The organism is Collinsella sp. LCP19S3_A6 (assembly GCF_052122015.1).
GTDB lineage: Bacteria > Actinomycetota > Coriobacteriia > Coriobacteriales > Coriobacteriaceae > Collinsella.
In genome coordinates this window covers 186,467-199,823 of sequence record NZ_JBQKDD010000001.1, presented here as the reverse complement: position 1 = coordinate 199,823, position 13,357 = coordinate 186,467, and the positions used below count along the sequence as shown (strand labels likewise).

The 13,357-nt window shown below is 58.9% G+C and carries 15 protein-coding genes; 9 read left to right on the top strand and 6 right to left on the bottom strand.

Translation table 11 applies throughout. The features are described from left to right. The first annotated feature begins 109 nt into the window (after window positions 1-109). The 3 genes from ACTQVX_RS00885 to ACTQVX_RS00875 all read left to right on the top strand — a co-directional run bounded on the left by ACTQVX_RS00885 (window position 110) and on the right by ACTQVX_RS00875 (window position 3,213). Complete coding sequence (locus tag ACTQVX_RS00885; RefSeq protein WP_427793865.1) at window positions 110-970, top strand: ABC transporter substrate-binding protein; 861 nt, start codon at window positions 110-112, stop codon at window positions 968-970. Window positions 971-1,086: 116 nt separating this feature from the next. After that, window positions 1,087-2,448 carry an ABC transporter permease subunit gene (locus tag ACTQVX_RS00880; protein WP_441031650.1) on the top strand — a complete coding sequence of 454 codons (1,362 nt, stop codon included), beginning with the start codon at window positions 1,087-1,089 and terminating at the stop codon, window positions 2,446-2,448. A 12-nt stretch (window positions 2,449-2,460) separates the two neighbouring features. Next, window positions 2,461-3,213 carry an amino acid ABC transporter ATP-binding protein gene (locus ACTQVX_RS00875; RefSeq protein ID WP_441031648.1) on the top strand — a complete coding sequence of 251 codons (753 nt, stop codon included), beginning with the start codon at window positions 2,461-2,463 and terminating at the stop codon, window positions 3,211-3,213. A 116-nt stretch (window positions 3,214-3,329) separates the two neighbouring features. Here the strand turns inward: ACTQVX_RS00875 and ACTQVX_RS00870 are convergent, their stop codons facing one another. Next, window positions 3,330-3,467: a flavodoxin domain-containing protein gene (locus ACTQVX_RS00870; protein WP_427718565.1), complete on the bottom strand. Its 138-nt coding sequence runs from the start codon at window positions 3,465-3,467 to the stop codon at window positions 3,330-3,332. 46 nt (window positions 3,468-3,513) lie between these two features. After that, a complete protein-coding gene (locus tag ACTQVX_RS00865) occupies window positions 3,514-3,693 on the bottom strand; it encodes a DUF3793 family protein (RefSeq protein WP_441559959.1) in 180 nt (59 codons plus the stop codon). Here ACTQVX_RS00865 and ACTQVX_RS00860 point away from each other — a divergent pair. Beyond that, window positions 3,670-4,077 carry a heavy-metal-associated domain-containing protein gene (locus ACTQVX_RS00860; RefSeq protein ID WP_441559957.1) on the top strand — a complete coding sequence of 136 codons (408 nt, stop codon included), beginning with the start codon at window positions 3,670-3,672 and terminating at the stop codon, window positions 4,075-4,077. The two genes, ACTQVX_RS00865 and ACTQVX_RS00860, sit on opposite strands and share 24 nt — an antisense overlap. A gap of 52 nt (window positions 4,078-4,129) precedes the next feature. Here the strand turns inward: ACTQVX_RS00860 and ACTQVX_RS00855 are convergent, their stop codons facing one another. Further along, window positions 4,130-4,555, bottom strand: coding sequence for a hypothetical protein (locus ACTQVX_RS00855; protein ID WP_427727796.1), 426 nt, complete (start codon window positions 4,553-4,555; stop codon window positions 4,130-4,132). Then, complete coding sequence (locus ACTQVX_RS00850) at window positions 4,548-6,065, bottom strand: Y-family DNA polymerase (protein ID WP_441054453.1); 1,518 nt, start codon at window positions 6,063-6,065, stop codon at window positions 4,548-4,550. Before ACTQVX_RS00850 ends, ACTQVX_RS00855 begins: the two co-directional genes overlap by 8 nt. Before the next feature lie 289 nt (window positions 6,066-6,354). On the opposite strand from ACTQVX_RS00850, the gene ACTQVX_RS00845 reads away from it, so the two are divergent. The 5 genes from ACTQVX_RS00845 to ACTQVX_RS00825 all read left to right on the top strand — a co-directional run bounded on the left by ACTQVX_RS00845 (window position 6,355) and on the right by ACTQVX_RS00825 (window position 11,422). Then, window positions 6,355-6,858, top strand: a complete 504-nt coding sequence (locus ACTQVX_RS00845) for an iron-containing alcohol dehydrogenase (protein WP_441559955.1) — start codon at window positions 6,355-6,357, stop codon at window positions 6,856-6,858. A gap of 199 nt (window positions 6,859-7,057) precedes the next feature. Further along, window positions 7,058-8,752 (top strand): glucose-6-phosphate isomerase, encoded by a 1,695-nt coding sequence (gene pgi / locus ACTQVX_RS00840; protein WP_118345572.1) that lies wholly within the window; start codon window positions 7,058-7,060, stop codon window positions 8,750-8,752. A 279-nt stretch (window positions 8,753-9,031) separates the two neighbouring features. Beyond that, a complete protein-coding gene (gene deoC / locus ACTQVX_RS00835; RefSeq protein ID WP_441015806.1) occupies window positions 9,032-9,706 on the top strand; it encodes a deoxyribose-phosphate aldolase in 675 nt (224 codons plus the stop codon). 149 nt (window positions 9,707-9,855) lie between these two features. Then, window positions 9,856-10,698, top strand: coding sequence for a Cof-type HAD-IIB family hydrolase (locus ACTQVX_RS00830; protein WP_441015803.1), 843 nt, complete (start codon window positions 9,856-9,858; stop codon window positions 10,696-10,698). Between the two features lie 64 nt (window positions 10,699-10,762). Beyond that, on the top strand, window positions 10,763-11,422 hold the full coding sequence (locus ACTQVX_RS00825) for an HAD family hydrolase (protein ID WP_441559954.1): 660 nt from the start codon (window positions 10,763-10,765) through the stop codon (window positions 11,420-11,422). 60 nt (window positions 11,423-11,482) lie between these two features. On the opposite strand, the gene ACTQVX_RS00820 is transcribed toward ACTQVX_RS00825, so the two are convergent. Both ACTQVX_RS00820 and ACTQVX_RS00815 read right to left on the bottom strand, forming a co-directional pair. Beyond that, window positions 11,483-12,265, bottom strand: coding sequence for a TatD family hydrolase (locus tag ACTQVX_RS00820; protein WP_441559953.1), 783 nt, complete (start codon window positions 12,263-12,265; stop codon window positions 11,483-11,485). Between the two features lie 14 nt (window positions 12,266-12,279). Then, window positions 12,280-13,077, bottom strand: coding sequence for a tRNA threonylcarbamoyladenosine dehydratase (locus tag ACTQVX_RS00815; RefSeq protein WP_441559952.1), 798 nt, complete (start codon window positions 13,075-13,077; stop codon window positions 12,280-12,282). Window positions 13,078-13,357 lie beyond the last annotated feature (280 nt).

The following is a 13,357-nucleotide window of genomic DNA, read 5'->3' as shown; positions in this document are numbered from 1 at the left end:
GTTTGTTTCAATCAGTTTTCTAATTGCAGATTCTCTCACGCGGGTGCATAATAGCCCTCAGTTTTTGCAGGCCCCTGAATCACATGGGGCCATTGGAAGGAGACTGATTATGAAGCTGAAGAAGCTTGGCGCATTTGCCGCCACGGGCGCCATGGCGCTCGCCCTCGCACTGACGGGCTGCGGCTCGTCCAACGCCACCTCTGGTTCTGATGCCGGTTCCAGCAGCTCTGACGACGCTAAGGTCGAGAAGGTCGACGGCTCCAAGGAGTACGCGCTCGTCAAGGACGGTACGCTGACCGTCGGCACCTCTGCCGAGTACGCTCCGTTTGAGTACAAGGATGACAACGGCGATTATCAGGGCTTTGACCTTGAGCTCATCAAGGCTATCGGCGACAAGCTGGGCCTGGATGTCGAGTACGTCAACAACGACTTCGACACGCTCGTCCCCGGCGTCGCTTCGGGCACCAAGTATGACGTCTCCATTGCGGCTATCACCGACACGCCCGAGCGTGAGAAGGAAGTCGCTTTCTCCGATTCCTACTACATGGACGATCAGGCTATCGTGACCAAGGTCGATAACACCGACATCACGGCCGACAATTACAGCGAGAAGCTCAACAACGCCGACGCTACCATTATCGTCCAGTCTGGCTCGACCGCCGAGGCCTTTGCTCAGGAGAACTTCCCCAAGGCCAAGATCATCCCCTACAAGGACGCTACCGATTGCTTCAGCGCCCTGCAGTCCGACAAGGGCGATGCCGTAGTCACCAACCGCTCCGTTGCCAGCCAGCTGACCGCCGAGCAGTTCAACACCTGCCACACGGTTAAACAGATCAGCACCGGCGAGGAGTACGCCATTGCCATCAACCAGGGCAATACCAAGCTCAAGGACGACATCAACCAGGCCATCAAGGACCTGACCGACGACGGTACCGTTGACGCCCTCATGGCTAAGTACAACATCAAGTAAACAGATACTTGATTGCGTGTGGGCCCTTTCCGTTTAGCGGAGAGGGCCTTTGCGCTTCTCTCGACGGAGAGTGTTTCCGTCTCTTTTTGCCGGCAACTTCTACGATAGGAGCCACCTTGTCTCGACTGAACAAAGGGGCCGTGGAGCAGCGTTCTTCACTACCCGCCTTGCTCCAAAAGCTAGCCTGCGTCATGGCCGTGGCGCTCGCGCTGGTGTGCGTGGGGGCATCTGCGCCCTCGACTGCCCAAGCGCTTGAGACCGCAAAGATTACCGCCCGACCCAACACCGGTTCGGGCAGCGATGTGGTCGGCGGCACCGAGACACGCATTACCTGGGAAGTTCAGGCCGATGCCGACGAGGAACTGAGCGGTCTTTCGCTGACGTTTGTCGACGGCACGACGTTTGGTACCGATGACACGCGATTGACGATGCTCTCGGGCGAGGACCTCATGGATCGCACACCCATGAAGCCCACGTGCACGGCTGATGGCCAGACGCTCAAGATCGACTTTGGCGAGACGGCGCCTTCCGGCGGCTTTTTCCGTGTCGAGGTGTACGGTGTGACCTTCCCCGTCGAAGGCGGCGACGAGGCCTTTAGCGGCACCTATACGCTCGCCGACGGTTCGACCAAGAAGATTTCCAAGATTCCTTCCGTCGAGATTAAGGGCGTGACGGCCTTCGATAACTTCCAGGCCGATCTTAAGGAACAGCCGTGGGTCGAGGCTTGGAATTCCAATATGTTCCTGCGCCTGTTCTTGAACCCGGTCATTTTGGTCCAGAGCCTGCCGGTCGTATTTAAGGGCTTCCTTATGTCGCTCTCGATCGTGCTTGTGGCGTTTCCGCTGGCAATCCCCTTTGGCTTTGCCTTGTCGCTCATGCGCATCTCCAAGTCGCGCATCCTGCGCTGTCTTGCCGGCATCTACGTGAATATCATCCGTGGTACGCCGGCGTTCCTGCAGATCTATATCGCGTTCTTTGGCCTGCCACTTGCCGGCGTCAAGGTGGACGACTACGTCTTGGGCGTTATCGTCATGGCCATGAACTCGTCTGCGTACCTGTGCGAGATTTTCCGTGCCGGTATTCAGTCGATCCCCAAGGGCCAAAACGAGGCTGCCCGCTCGCTGGGCATGAATGCCTTCCAGACGTTGCTCTACGTTATGATTCCGCAGACGTTCCGCAATGTCCTGCCTACGCTGACCAGCGAGTTTATCCTGCTTTACAAGGATACGTCGCTGCTCGCCGCCGTGGGCGTGGTCGAGATCGTCATGAATGCCCGCACCATCGTGGCGACGACGGGCTCCATCACGCCGTATGTGGTTGCCGCCCTGTTCTATCTGGTCATTACCCTGCCGCTTGCGCGCTTGGTGAGCGGTCTTGAGGCGAGACTTCTGGGGACGGCCGAAACCAAAAAGAAGCGTCCCACCAAGAGCGCCGGACAGGTTGTCGCGACACCCGCCGATCATATTGCAGGTCTGTAAGGAGGTTCTATTATGAGCGAAACCAATAACTCGAACGAGGTCGTCGTCAGCATCAAGAATCTCCAGAAGGCCTTTGGCGATAACGTGGTCCTGCGCGACATCGATCTGGATGTGCACAAGGGTGAGGTCGTCGTGGTCCTGGGCCCCTCGGGCTCGGGTAAGTCGACGATGCTTCGCTGCATTAACCGTCTTGAGGAGCCCACGAGCGGCTCGATTGTCGTTGAGGGCGTGGATGTGTGCGCCAAGGGCGTCGACCTCAATAAGGTGCGTACGCACTTGGGCATGGTGTTTCAGCAGTTCAATTTGTTCCCGCACCTGTCGGTCAAAAAGAACGTCATGCTTGCGCAACAAAAGGTGCTCAAGCGCAGCAAGGAAGAGGCCGAGAAGATTGCCGTCGAGGAGCTGAGCAAGGTCGGTCTGGCCGAGCGCATCGATTTTATGCCGAGCCAGCTTTCGGGCGGTCAACAGCAGCGCGTGGCCATCGCCCGCGCCCTGTCGATGAATCCGCACGTGATGCTCTTTGACGAGGCTACGTCGGCGCTTGATCCCGAGCTCGTCCGCGACGTCCTTGGCGTCATGCGCGATCTTGCGCGTGACGGCATGACGATGATCGTGGTGACGCACGAGATGGGCTTTGCCCGCGACGTCGCCGACCGCGTCGTCTTTATGGACGGCGGCGTTATCGTGGAGGAGGGCACGCCGAGCGAGGTCTTCGACCATCCCAAGAGCGAGCGCACCAAGGCGTTTTTGGGCAACATCTCGTAGCTGCTTTATGTGGCTGACATAGCAGAAAACGGGGCTGGATTTGGATCCAGCCCCGTTTTTGTTGGGATGCGAATGTGTTTTGGTGCAGAGCCGCGTATGGGCGGAGCTTATCGCCGTTAGGCGAGCTCGGCTCCAAGGGCGCGGCAGGCGGCCTCTGCCTCGGCGCCGGCTGACGCCGCGCCCTCGGCAACGAGGTCTGCCATGGCTTCGGTGTTGCCCGTGCCGCTCCAGTAGACGACTGCGATCTTGCTCATATGTTTTCCTTTCGGTTGTGCGGCGTGCGGCCGCGGTTTGTATGTTCTATCGGGTTGTCTGGGCAAGTTTTGCGATGCTGTGGCCCTGCTGATAGATATGGGTGAGGCGCTGCGTGCAAGCGTGGTAGGATTCGAACGTCGCAAGCGCTTGCTCGACATTTGTGTAGACCTTCCAGGCTCCAAAGACCTTGTAGTTTTCGCCATGCTGGACGATAAACTCGTGCACGTCGTCGTAGGGATATCCCAGGAAATAACCAATATGGAGGATTTGCTTAACCCTGCAAACATCATTGTGCTTGCCGTAATTGCCGCCGGCTTATTTTTTGGATTCCGGCGTATTGTCGCATCGACTCATGGCAAATGCTGTTGCGGCGATGGGGCGGGCAGAAAGAAGGTCAAGAGGGTCGCGGTCGCGGACACCGATGTGTCTCACTACCCCTATAGCGATGAGCTGCTTATTGGCGGTATGAGCTGCGGCGGCTGCGCGCAAAATGTGACGAACGCCCTCAACGCTCTCGATGGCATTTGGGCCACAGTGACGTATACAGACCACACGGCGTGCATCCGTTCTAAAACCCGATCGATCGTGAGGTGCTTGAGGCTGCCGTGAGGGATGCGGGCTATTACGTCATGAAGCCGTAGGGCCGGGCGTACGCTTGCGCTTAGGCTCGGCCGCGCAGCTCGATGTCTTGGATATCGTCGAAGCCGATGGCGATGTCTCGGAGTTTGAGCAGCTTGAACGCGGGGAGCACTTCGTCGAGAATGCCGGTGCGGCTACGATAGCCGTATGTATCGTAATAAGTGACGCGCACCAAGTCGCCGCGTTTGAGGCCCTCGAGCTTTTTTGAAAGTTCGAGGGCTTTTTCTTCCGTGAGTTCGCATTTGGGCTCAACAGAGATCTCTTGTTTGCGCACGAGCTCGTAGTATCCCGTGAGGGCGGCAAAGGGCATAAACTGCGCGGCGCGGTTGGCGCGAACGGCACCGTTGGCGGTGAGCCTGGGGTCGGCGGCGCGACGTCTTCCCTCGGGGTCCGCCAGGCGTTCAAAAGGTGTCGGCGGCCGCATCGGCTGTTGTTGGGCCTTAGGCACGGTGTCCTCCTACCTGATCGTTGCGTTCGCGTGCGGTGGCGCCGGCGGTAAAGCTTAATCCCTTGACCAGGGCGTTCTTGCCGTACTTGCCCTTCACGGCCAGAACGGCGCGGGCCAGGTCGCGCTCGCGCTCATCGGCCTTAACATCGCTGAACAGATCGATGGTGGCAAATTCCTCGGGCATGAGGTTGCCAAAGCCCAAATTGATGCGCTTGACCGGTCGTTTGGGATCGACGGTCTGCGCCCAGAGCTCATCGAAATGGCCCATGATCTTCTTAAACGAATTGGTGCGCTCGGGCAGCTTGCGCGAAGCGTTAGAGTGCGCAAAGAGCGCGGCATAGCCGCCACGCGGTTTGCCGCCATGCTCTCCCACAAAGATGCCGTCGATTGCCTGTGCCTCGCGCACCAGACGGCGTCGTTCGTCATCGCGCTGGACGGGCTTGGGTGCACGGGGTGCGAGCTCGGGGCCTGCGGTTGCGGCGGGTTCGATGCTCGACGTGCTCGAACGCAAATGTCCGCATCCGTCTACATATTGCGCTGTGCCGCTGGCGTCGAGGCGGCGTATGTCGGCGCGCTCGCTCGCGTAGCCCACAAAGAGCGAGATGCTGTCGCAGACCACGTGCTTATCGACCAAGTCCAGTACGGCGGCATCGACCATCTCGCGCAAGACGGTGTAGGCCTGCTCGTAGGCATAACCCTTCGAGAGCACTTGTCCTGTGGTGGTTGAAGTTGCCTGCGGGCAATAGGCCTGAATATCGGCGATAGTTGTCGGCTCGCGCCCAAAGGCGTGGTCGATGAGATACTCGGCATTGACGCCGAGTTCGTCGTAAAGCAGGTTTTCGTCGAGCGCGGCGACACCCATCAGATCGTATACCCCGTACTTTTCGAGGCGAGCTGCCACGCCGGGGCCGATGCCCCAGATATCGGTGATGGGGCGATGGGGCCAGATCTCCTTGCGAAAGGTCTCGTCGTCGAGTATACCGATGCGGCTGGGTACGTGCTTAGCGGTAATGTCGAGCGCCACCTTGGCCTGGAATAGGTTGGGGCCGATGCCGACTGTCGCCGTGATGCCGGTGCGCGCGAGGACCTCATCGCGCAGCATGCAGGCAAAGCTTTTGGCATTGGTATGGTAGAGCTCTAGATAGGGTGTCACGTCGATAAAGCACTCGTCAATTGAGTAGACGTGAACGTCTTGCGGACTGACGTATTCCAGGTAGATACCGTAGATCTGCGCCGACACCTCCATGTAGTGCTGCATGCGCGGTACGGCCTTGATGTAGTCGATGCCGTCGGGAATCTCAAACAGACGGCAGCGGTTGTGTATCCCGAGGTCTTTCATGGCCTGGGTAATGGCGAGGCAGATGGTCGTACGCCCGCGTGATTCGTCGGCAACGACCAGGTGGGTGGTGAGCGGATCGAGCCCGCGGTCGACGCACTCGACGCTGGCGTAAAACGTCTTGAGGTCGATGCAGATATAGGTGTGACGCCCGTGCCCCACGCGTTCTCCCATCAAACACATATTCTTATCGAATACATGTTCGATAATACCCGCTCGTCCGGACATCGTCAAAACCTGCCAAAAAGGGACAGGTTTATTTTGGTAGGTAAAACGCTTGACCGACTAAAACAAACCTGTCCCTTTTTGGCAGGTATGGTCGGGCGGTTGCATCGGGTTTTAACGCAGCTCTAAAGAGCGCGAAACAGCTCGGAAAACCTCGCTTCGTAGCATGAGCCTAGCGATCGATACCACCATAAAGCACGGAAGGGTTGTGGGGATAATGGTCAACTATGGGTTTGGTATGCCGACGCGCCTTGTTGCGGATGGAGACGTGGCTCGCTGGTGTGGACGATTGGTCGCTCACTACGGCGGCACCAAGGCGCTGGTGGTGCTGGGTGGCGACAAACATACGCGCGATGAGCTTGTCTCGGCGGCGCTCGGCTCGCTTGACCGAGCTCTGCTCGAGCGCGTGCTTTTTCGTTGCGGCTCGGTTGAGGGCGACGGGGGAGACGAGCTGATCGACGAAGCTGTGGCCCTGGCGACCGACGAAGGCGTGGACTTTGTCCTGGCGATTGGCGATGCCGATACTGCTGGCTTTGCGCGCGAACTCGCGCGTCGCATGGCGGCGCTCGATGCCGGCGAAGACGGTTTTGTCCCTTATGGATGTATTGTCTCGGAGGGCAAAGTGCCTGCTGTCGTGGGAGCCGGCGAGGTTCCCGTTTTTGCCATTATCGCTCCCGAACTGCTTGAGAGCATTGGGTCTCCTCTGCGTGAGTTGCTCGGCAGCGTGTGCGCCGCGGCCTAGTGTCTGCCATAAAGAGATGGGCTATTTTTGGTAGGTAAAGCGTTTGACCTGCCAAAATAAACCTGTCCCTTTTTGGTCGGTCGCCGTTTGGGGGCGGATTGGCAACGCTCGCTGATTACGGTCTTGACCTGCGCTAGAATAGGGGCATCTGATTATCCGGGCGCATGGAGGTTTGCGCCCGTATGTTGAGGAGGACTTTATGGCAACTGTTGCCGCACCTATCGACGCTACGTCGACCGCCGCTTGGAAGGCGCTCGAGGCTCATCAGGAGAAGCTCGAGGCCGAAGGTATCGACCTCAAGGCCTGGTTCGCTGCCGATGCAGAGCGCGTGAACAAGCTGAGCTTTGACGCCGGTGACCTGCACTTCGACCTGTCCAAGAACCTGGTGACCGATGAGACCGTCAAGCTGCTGTGCGATCTTGCCCGCGAGGTGAAGCTCGAGGAGCGCCGCGACGCCATGTTCTCCGGCGAGCACATCAACACCACCGAGGACCGTGCCGTCCTGCACACCGCGCTGCGCCGCCCGGCAACCGAGAAGGGCCAGCTCATCGTCGACGGCCAGGACGTCGTCGCCGACGTGCACGAGGTCCTCGACCGCATGTACGCCTTTGCCGAGCGCGTGCGCTCCGGTGAGTGGAAGGGCGTTACCGGCAAGAAGATCGAGCATCTGGTGTCCATCGGCATCGGCGGCTCCGACCTGGGCCCGGTCATGGCCTACGAGGCCCTGCGTCCCTACGCCGACGCCGGTATCGACTGCCGCTATATCTCCAACATCGACCCCAACGACCAGGCCGAGAAGCTCAAGGGCCTGGATCCCGAGACCACGCTCGTGATTATCGTCTCCAAGACCTTCACCACGCTCGAAACCCTCACCAACGCTCGCGAGGTCAAGACCTGGATGCTCGAGCAGCTCAAGGCTCAGGGTGCCATCGACGGCTCTGATGAGCAGAACGCCGAGGCCGTGGCCAAGCACTTCGTTGCCGTTTCCACCGCACTCGACAAGGTCGAGGCCTTCGGCATCGACCCCGCTAACGCCTTTGGTTTCTGGAACTGGGTCGGCGGCCGCTATTCCGTCGACTCCGCCGTGGGTCTGTCGCTGATCGTCGTGCTCGGTCCCGAGCGCTTCCAGCAGTTCCTCGAGGGTTTCCACGCCATCGACGAGTACTTCTGCAATACCCCGCTCGAGAACAACGCCGTCGCGCTGATGGGCCTGCTCAACGTCTGGTACGTCAACTTCTTCGGCTCTAAGAGCCACGCCGTGCTGCCGTACTGCCAGTACCTGCACCGCTTCCCGGCCTATCTGCAGCAGCTCACCATGGAGTCCAACGGCAAGCACGTCCGCTGGGACGGCAGCGCTGTGACCTCCGATACCGGTGAGATTTTCTGGGGCGAGCCCGGCACCAACGGTCAGCACGCCTTCTACCAGCTGCTGCACCAGGGCACCGTGGTGGTCCCGGCCGACTTTATCGCCTTTGCCAATACCGCCAACCCCGCGACCGATAGCGGTCAGGACGTGCATGAGCTGTTCCTGGGCAACTTCCTGGCCCAGACCAAGGCACTCGCCTTTGGTAAGACGGCCGATGAGGTGCGCGCCGAGGGCACGCCCGAGCAGATCGTCCCGGCCCGCTGCTTTGAGGGCAACCGTCCGACGACCTCGATCTTCGGCGATACGTTGACCCCGTTCGCACTCGGCGAGCTCATCGCCCTGTACGAGCACATCACGTTTGTCGAGGGCACGGTCTGGGGTATCGATTCCTACGACCAGTGGGGCGTCGAGCTGGGCAAGCAGCTTGCCAAGCAGATTACCCCGGCCTTCCACGACGACGCCGCCAAGGCCGAGCAGGACGCTTCGACCCAGGCGCTCATCGAGTTCTACCGCGCTCACCGTAAGTAGTCTTTACGGCCGAGTTGGCTTATGACTGAAAGGGGCCCGTATCCGTTGGGATGCGGGCCCCTTTGCTATTTGAGTGGGCATGAGGGCGTATTGAGGGGAATGTCTTGCAGTCGGCATCCGCGTGCGGTGCCATTCGCTGTCCGTAAATATACGTCTACAGCTAATTTCATACCACTTGCCGGAATGCGGACACTGTCCTTGCATGTTGGGCGTAGATTGAACGTGGTTTTTCGCGTGAAACCACGAATCGGTTGTCAACCCTGAACAAGGAGGCCCAGCATGACGCTTGCCAAACCGATCAATAAATACATCGACTATATCGATGCCCCCGAGGACACGTTTGAGCAGTATGTCGAGAAGGCGCTAAAGTACAACTTTCGCTGCGTATTTGCGAACCTGCAGGAGTACGAGACGGGCCGCGCCATGCTCGAGGGCTCTGACATCATCCTTGCCGGCGCTATCGACTTTCCCCAGGGCACTATGACGCTTGAGGAGAAGCTTGCGAGGTTTGAGGAATACGCTGCGTGTGGCTTTACCGAGATTGACTACGTTTTGAATCAGGGGTCGATCGAGAACCGCGATTTTGATGCCATCGAGCGCGAGATGACTGCCGTTGCTGATTTTTGTCGCGCGCATGGCATCACTGACAAGGTAATCGTTGAGATGTGCAAGCTGGACGGCGACGACGCCGCCAAGCGCCGTGTATGCGAGATCGCGCTGGAGGCCAAGCCGGGATTCCTTAAGACATCGACCGGCAGAAGCTTTGGCGGTGCTAAGCTCGAGGACGTGCGGCTGATGCACGAGGTGCTCGGCGATGCCGTGGCAATCAAGGCGGCGGGCGGTATCCATAATTACGAAGAGGCTTGCGCATTCATCGAGGCCGGCGCCAGCGCGTTAGGTGCATCGGCGGGCATCGCGATCGTCGAGGGCGCACCGACGGATGAGCGTCGCTAGCAGACGTATTTGACCTGAGCGATAAAGCTTCACGACCACACGCCGTTCATGTTCGGGACAATATGACTTTTTACCCGTTGCAGACAGAGCCGCAGTAGGTGTTCTGTATGATGACTCAGGCAAGGTTGTTCAATGACAGGGAGGCTTATATGGCAATCAAAGCCATCGCAATGGATATCGACGGTACGCTCACCAACGACCAAAAGGTCATCAGCCCGCGTACGCGCGAGAAGCTGCTCGCGGCGCAGGAGTCGGGCATTAAGCTCATTTTGGCTTCGGGCCGTCCCGCATGGGGGCTGCACGCCTTGGCGCAGGAGCTCGACCTTCAAAACCATGACGGTCTGCTGGTGGCCTTTAATGGCGCGCATGTGGTCGACGCTCAGACCGATGAGGTCCTTTTTGACCAGGCCATGCCGGCTGACGAACTGCACCGTCTGATTGATCATCTGCGCAATTTCGACGTGATCCCTATGATTTCGCTCGGTCGCGATCTGCATGTCGAGGATTCGTACCGCTGCATGATTACGCTGCCGGATGGCTCGCAGAAAAACATCGTCAAATACGAGCGCGATGCCTGCGATCTTAAGATTCGCGAGGTGGAGAGCCTGCATGAGGTCGTGGACACTTATCCCGTGGACAAGCTGCTCACTGCGGGCGACCCGGCCTATCTGCAAGCGCATCACGAGGAGATGTATGCGCCCTTTACTCAGACGCTTTCGGGTATGTTTACGGCCGACTGGTATTTTGAGTTTACGGCGCCCGGTATCGACAAGGCCCGCGCGCTCGAGGGTGCCCTGCCCAAGCTCGGCATCGATGCCAGCGAGGTCGTCTCGTTTGGCGACGGCCAGAACGACAAGTCCATGATTGAGTGGGCCGGCACCGGTGTTGCCATGGGCAACGCGGTTGACGAGGTTAAGGCCGTGGCCCAGATGGTGACTGCCAATAACAACGAAGACGGCATTGCGGTGGCGCTGGATAAGCTGCTGGGTTAGAATCGCCGATTAATGCATGGTTCGGGCGCCTGCTTACAGGCGCCCTTTTGTTAGGGAGGGTGCCGTGTCCGCATTTCCGTTCGACGCCGTTATCTTTGACATGGACGGCGTCATTGTCGATACCGAGTATTACTACCTGGGCGAGACTGCCGCGTTTGCCAAGGAGCTTGGGCTTAACCTGACTCAAGAGGAGTTGAATGGGCAGGTCGGGACCTCACATCAGTTCTTCCTGCATATGCTGGTCGATTGGTTTGAGCGCGCCGGTAAGGGGCATTTATCTGGCGAGGAAGCGTTGGCCCGTTGGGACGAGTGGGCGTATAAGCGTCCGCGCGACTATCAGGCTTTGATTAACCCAGGCGCCGTGGATACGATTCGAGAGCTGCCGCGCCGCGGCGTTCGCGTGGCGCTTGCCAGCTCGTCTCCCATGGATAGCATCGAGGAAGTGCTCAATGCGTGCGGGCTGTCGGATGCCTTTGAGTATGTGGTGAGCGGCGAGCAGTTTAAGGAGAGCAAGCCCGAGCCCGACATCTACCTGCATGCGCTGGACCTGCTGGGGCTGCCCGCGAATCGCTGCTGCTGCGTTGAGGATTCGGTGCCTGGTATCACTGCCGGCAAGCGAGCCGGCCTGACGGTCATTGCCAAGCGCGAGGAACGCTTCGGCTTTAGCCAAGATGCCGCGGACAAGATTATCGACCAGCTGCCGGAGCTGCTGGAGCTTGCGTAGGACTTGGACGGCACGTCTGCCGTCATAATGGTATCGTTGTCGTCTTTTTGCCCACAGGGGTTAGCGAAGGCCAAAAATAGAGTGCGCATTTGCTAAAACTGCCGATTCGATGCGCTTTGCGTCACAATTTTTGAGCGAGGCGATGCGCATCGAGGTCCTTGTGAGCGATTTGATGAGCGACTGCGCGCTTGTTTCTGTGTTTGCTTCGGCTGGGGCGTCGGTTTCAAGCAGTAGACGATTGAGCGGAATCTGTCGTGCGTATTCGCGACCGCGCTTGGTGGCGAGCATACGATCGTTCACGGAAAAATAGCAGCCCACATTACGCGCGCGGACGAGTTCGTCCGAAGTGCCGCTAAACCAGTGGAAGATGATAGCGGGGGAGTTGGGGCTTGGGATGAGTAGACCATGCGATTCGAGGACGTCCAGTACGGCTCCTGCCGAACGAACGGCGTGAATTGATATCACGCGCCCGGCAAGAGGACACTGCACGAGCGCATCGCAGAGCCGGTCAAGTGCCTGTATTTGAAGCGGTTCGCTTCCGGCAAAGCGTGCGGAAAAGTCGAGTCCAACTTCGCCGATATAGCGCTCTTGGGCAGCAACTTTGCAAAGCAGATTGACTTCGGCAGGACCGCAGCGGCCGTCGGCGAGCCACCAGGGATGGAGGCCAACGCCCGCGATAATGTTTGGGTAACGGCTGGCCCGCTTTTTTGCCGCTGCGAAGTCGCGTGGGTCGACCCCGCAATCAAAGACCCCCAACCCTATAGCCGCAGTTTCGTCGGCAACAGCATTCGGGTAAGCCATCAAATCAAGATGGCAGTGTGCATCAATTAACCGGGGCTCCATCTCGGCGCGCTCCGCTAGTCCAGGCGCTGGCCATCGGCGCGCACGCGCTCGGTGCCGCGGCCACTGATCTGGCGGATAACCTCGCCGGCAATCATCTGACCCATGATGGGCGGCATAAAGCTGGCGGTTCCCAGCTCGGTACGCTCGTGGATGTTGGAAGGGTCGCGGGGCTGTGTCTTAACCGATTCCTCGCAGCTAAACAATACATGTAGGCTCTTGATTCCGCGCTTCTTACATTCTTTGCGCATAATGCGGCTCATGGGGTCACGTACCGTATCGAAGATGTCGGCAAAGCGGAGGCACTCGGGATGGAGCTTGTTGGCCCCGCCCATGGAGCTAATCAAACAAGTGTCGTGGTCCTGAGCATATTTGGCAATGGTGAGCTTGGCCGAGATGGTGTCGATGGCGTCGACGACGTAGTCGAGCTTGCCGCCCGTCTGCTCAAAAACGCTCGCAAAGAACTCGTCGATGTTGTCGCTCAACAGGTATTCGGTGCGCTTGATAACGGTGGCGGCGGGATTGATATCGCGAATCATGGCTTCCATCACGTCTACCTTGCGCTTGCCGACGGTGCTGTGAAAGGCGATGGCCTGACGATTGATATTGCTGGGCGCGATGATGTCCTTGTCCAGAATGACGAAATGACCGATGCCGCCGCGGGCGAGTGCCTCGCAGCAATTGGAGCCCACACCTCCGCAGCCGAGCACCAGCACCGTAGCATCGGCGAGCTTATCGAGTGCCTCGCGGCCCATGATGATCTCGAGCTTGGTGTCGCGTGTCTCGATGGCGGCTGCGGCAACGGTTTCGGTCATAAATATCCTCCGATGGGGAAGCAGGTCGTGTTTTAGCTATCGCCATTATAGGTATTATCACGATGGTTGATTTCCGATCTCAGCCGAACACATTGAGCTGATGGCACGCTCCCGCAGTCAACCGAACGCCCCCGAGGTCCTATCCGGGACCCGGGGGCGGCATTTTCCCAGTTGAAGGAATGGTGGAGATGTGTTTCGATGGGTCCGGTGGCCATGCTCCGCCCGCCGCCCGGCACCTCTTCCCAGACTCAGCCGGACGGTCGGTCCGTCTATTCCGTTT

Coding starts and splice junctions, on each gene's coding strand:
- ACTQVX_RS00860 (WP_441559957.1), top strand. CDS start 3,670: ATGCTGGACGATAAACTCGTGCACGTCGTCGTAGGGATATCCCAGGAA.
- ACTQVX_RS00830 (WP_441015803.1), top strand. CDS start 9,856: ATGGCAATCAAAGCCATCGCAATGGATATCGACGGTACGCTCACCAAC.
- ACTQVX_RS00815 (WP_441559952.1), bottom strand. CDS start 13,077: ATGACCGAAACCGTTGCCGCAGCCGCCATCGAGACACGCGACACCAAG.
- deoC (WP_441015806.1), top strand. CDS start 9,032: ATGACGCTTGCCAAACCGATCAATAAATACATCGACTATATCGATGCC.
- ACTQVX_RS00820 (WP_441559953.1), bottom strand. CDS start 12,265: ATGGAGCCCCGGTTAATTGATGCACACTGCCATCTTGATTTGATGGCT.
- ACTQVX_RS00870 (WP_427718565.1), bottom strand. CDS start 3,467: ATGAGCAAGATCGCAGTCGTCTACTGGAGCGGCACGGGCAACACCGAA.
- ACTQVX_RS00875 (WP_441031648.1), top strand. CDS start 2,461: ATGAGCGAAACCAATAACTCGAACGAGGTCGTCGTCAGCATCAAGAAT.
- ACTQVX_RS00845 (WP_441559955.1), top strand. CDS start 6,355: ATGCCGACGCGCCTTGTTGCGGATGGAGACGTGGCTCGCTGGTGTGGA.
- pgi (WP_118345572.1), top strand. CDS start 7,058: ATGGCAACTGTTGCCGCACCTATCGACGCTACGTCGACCGCCGCTTGG.
- ACTQVX_RS00885 (WP_427793865.1), top strand. CDS start 110: ATGAAGCTGAAGAAGCTTGGCGCATTTGCCGCCACGGGCGCCATGGCG.
- ACTQVX_RS00850 (WP_441054453.1), bottom strand. CDS start 6,065: ATGGGAGAACGCGTGGGGCACGGGCGTCACACCTATATCTGCATCGAC.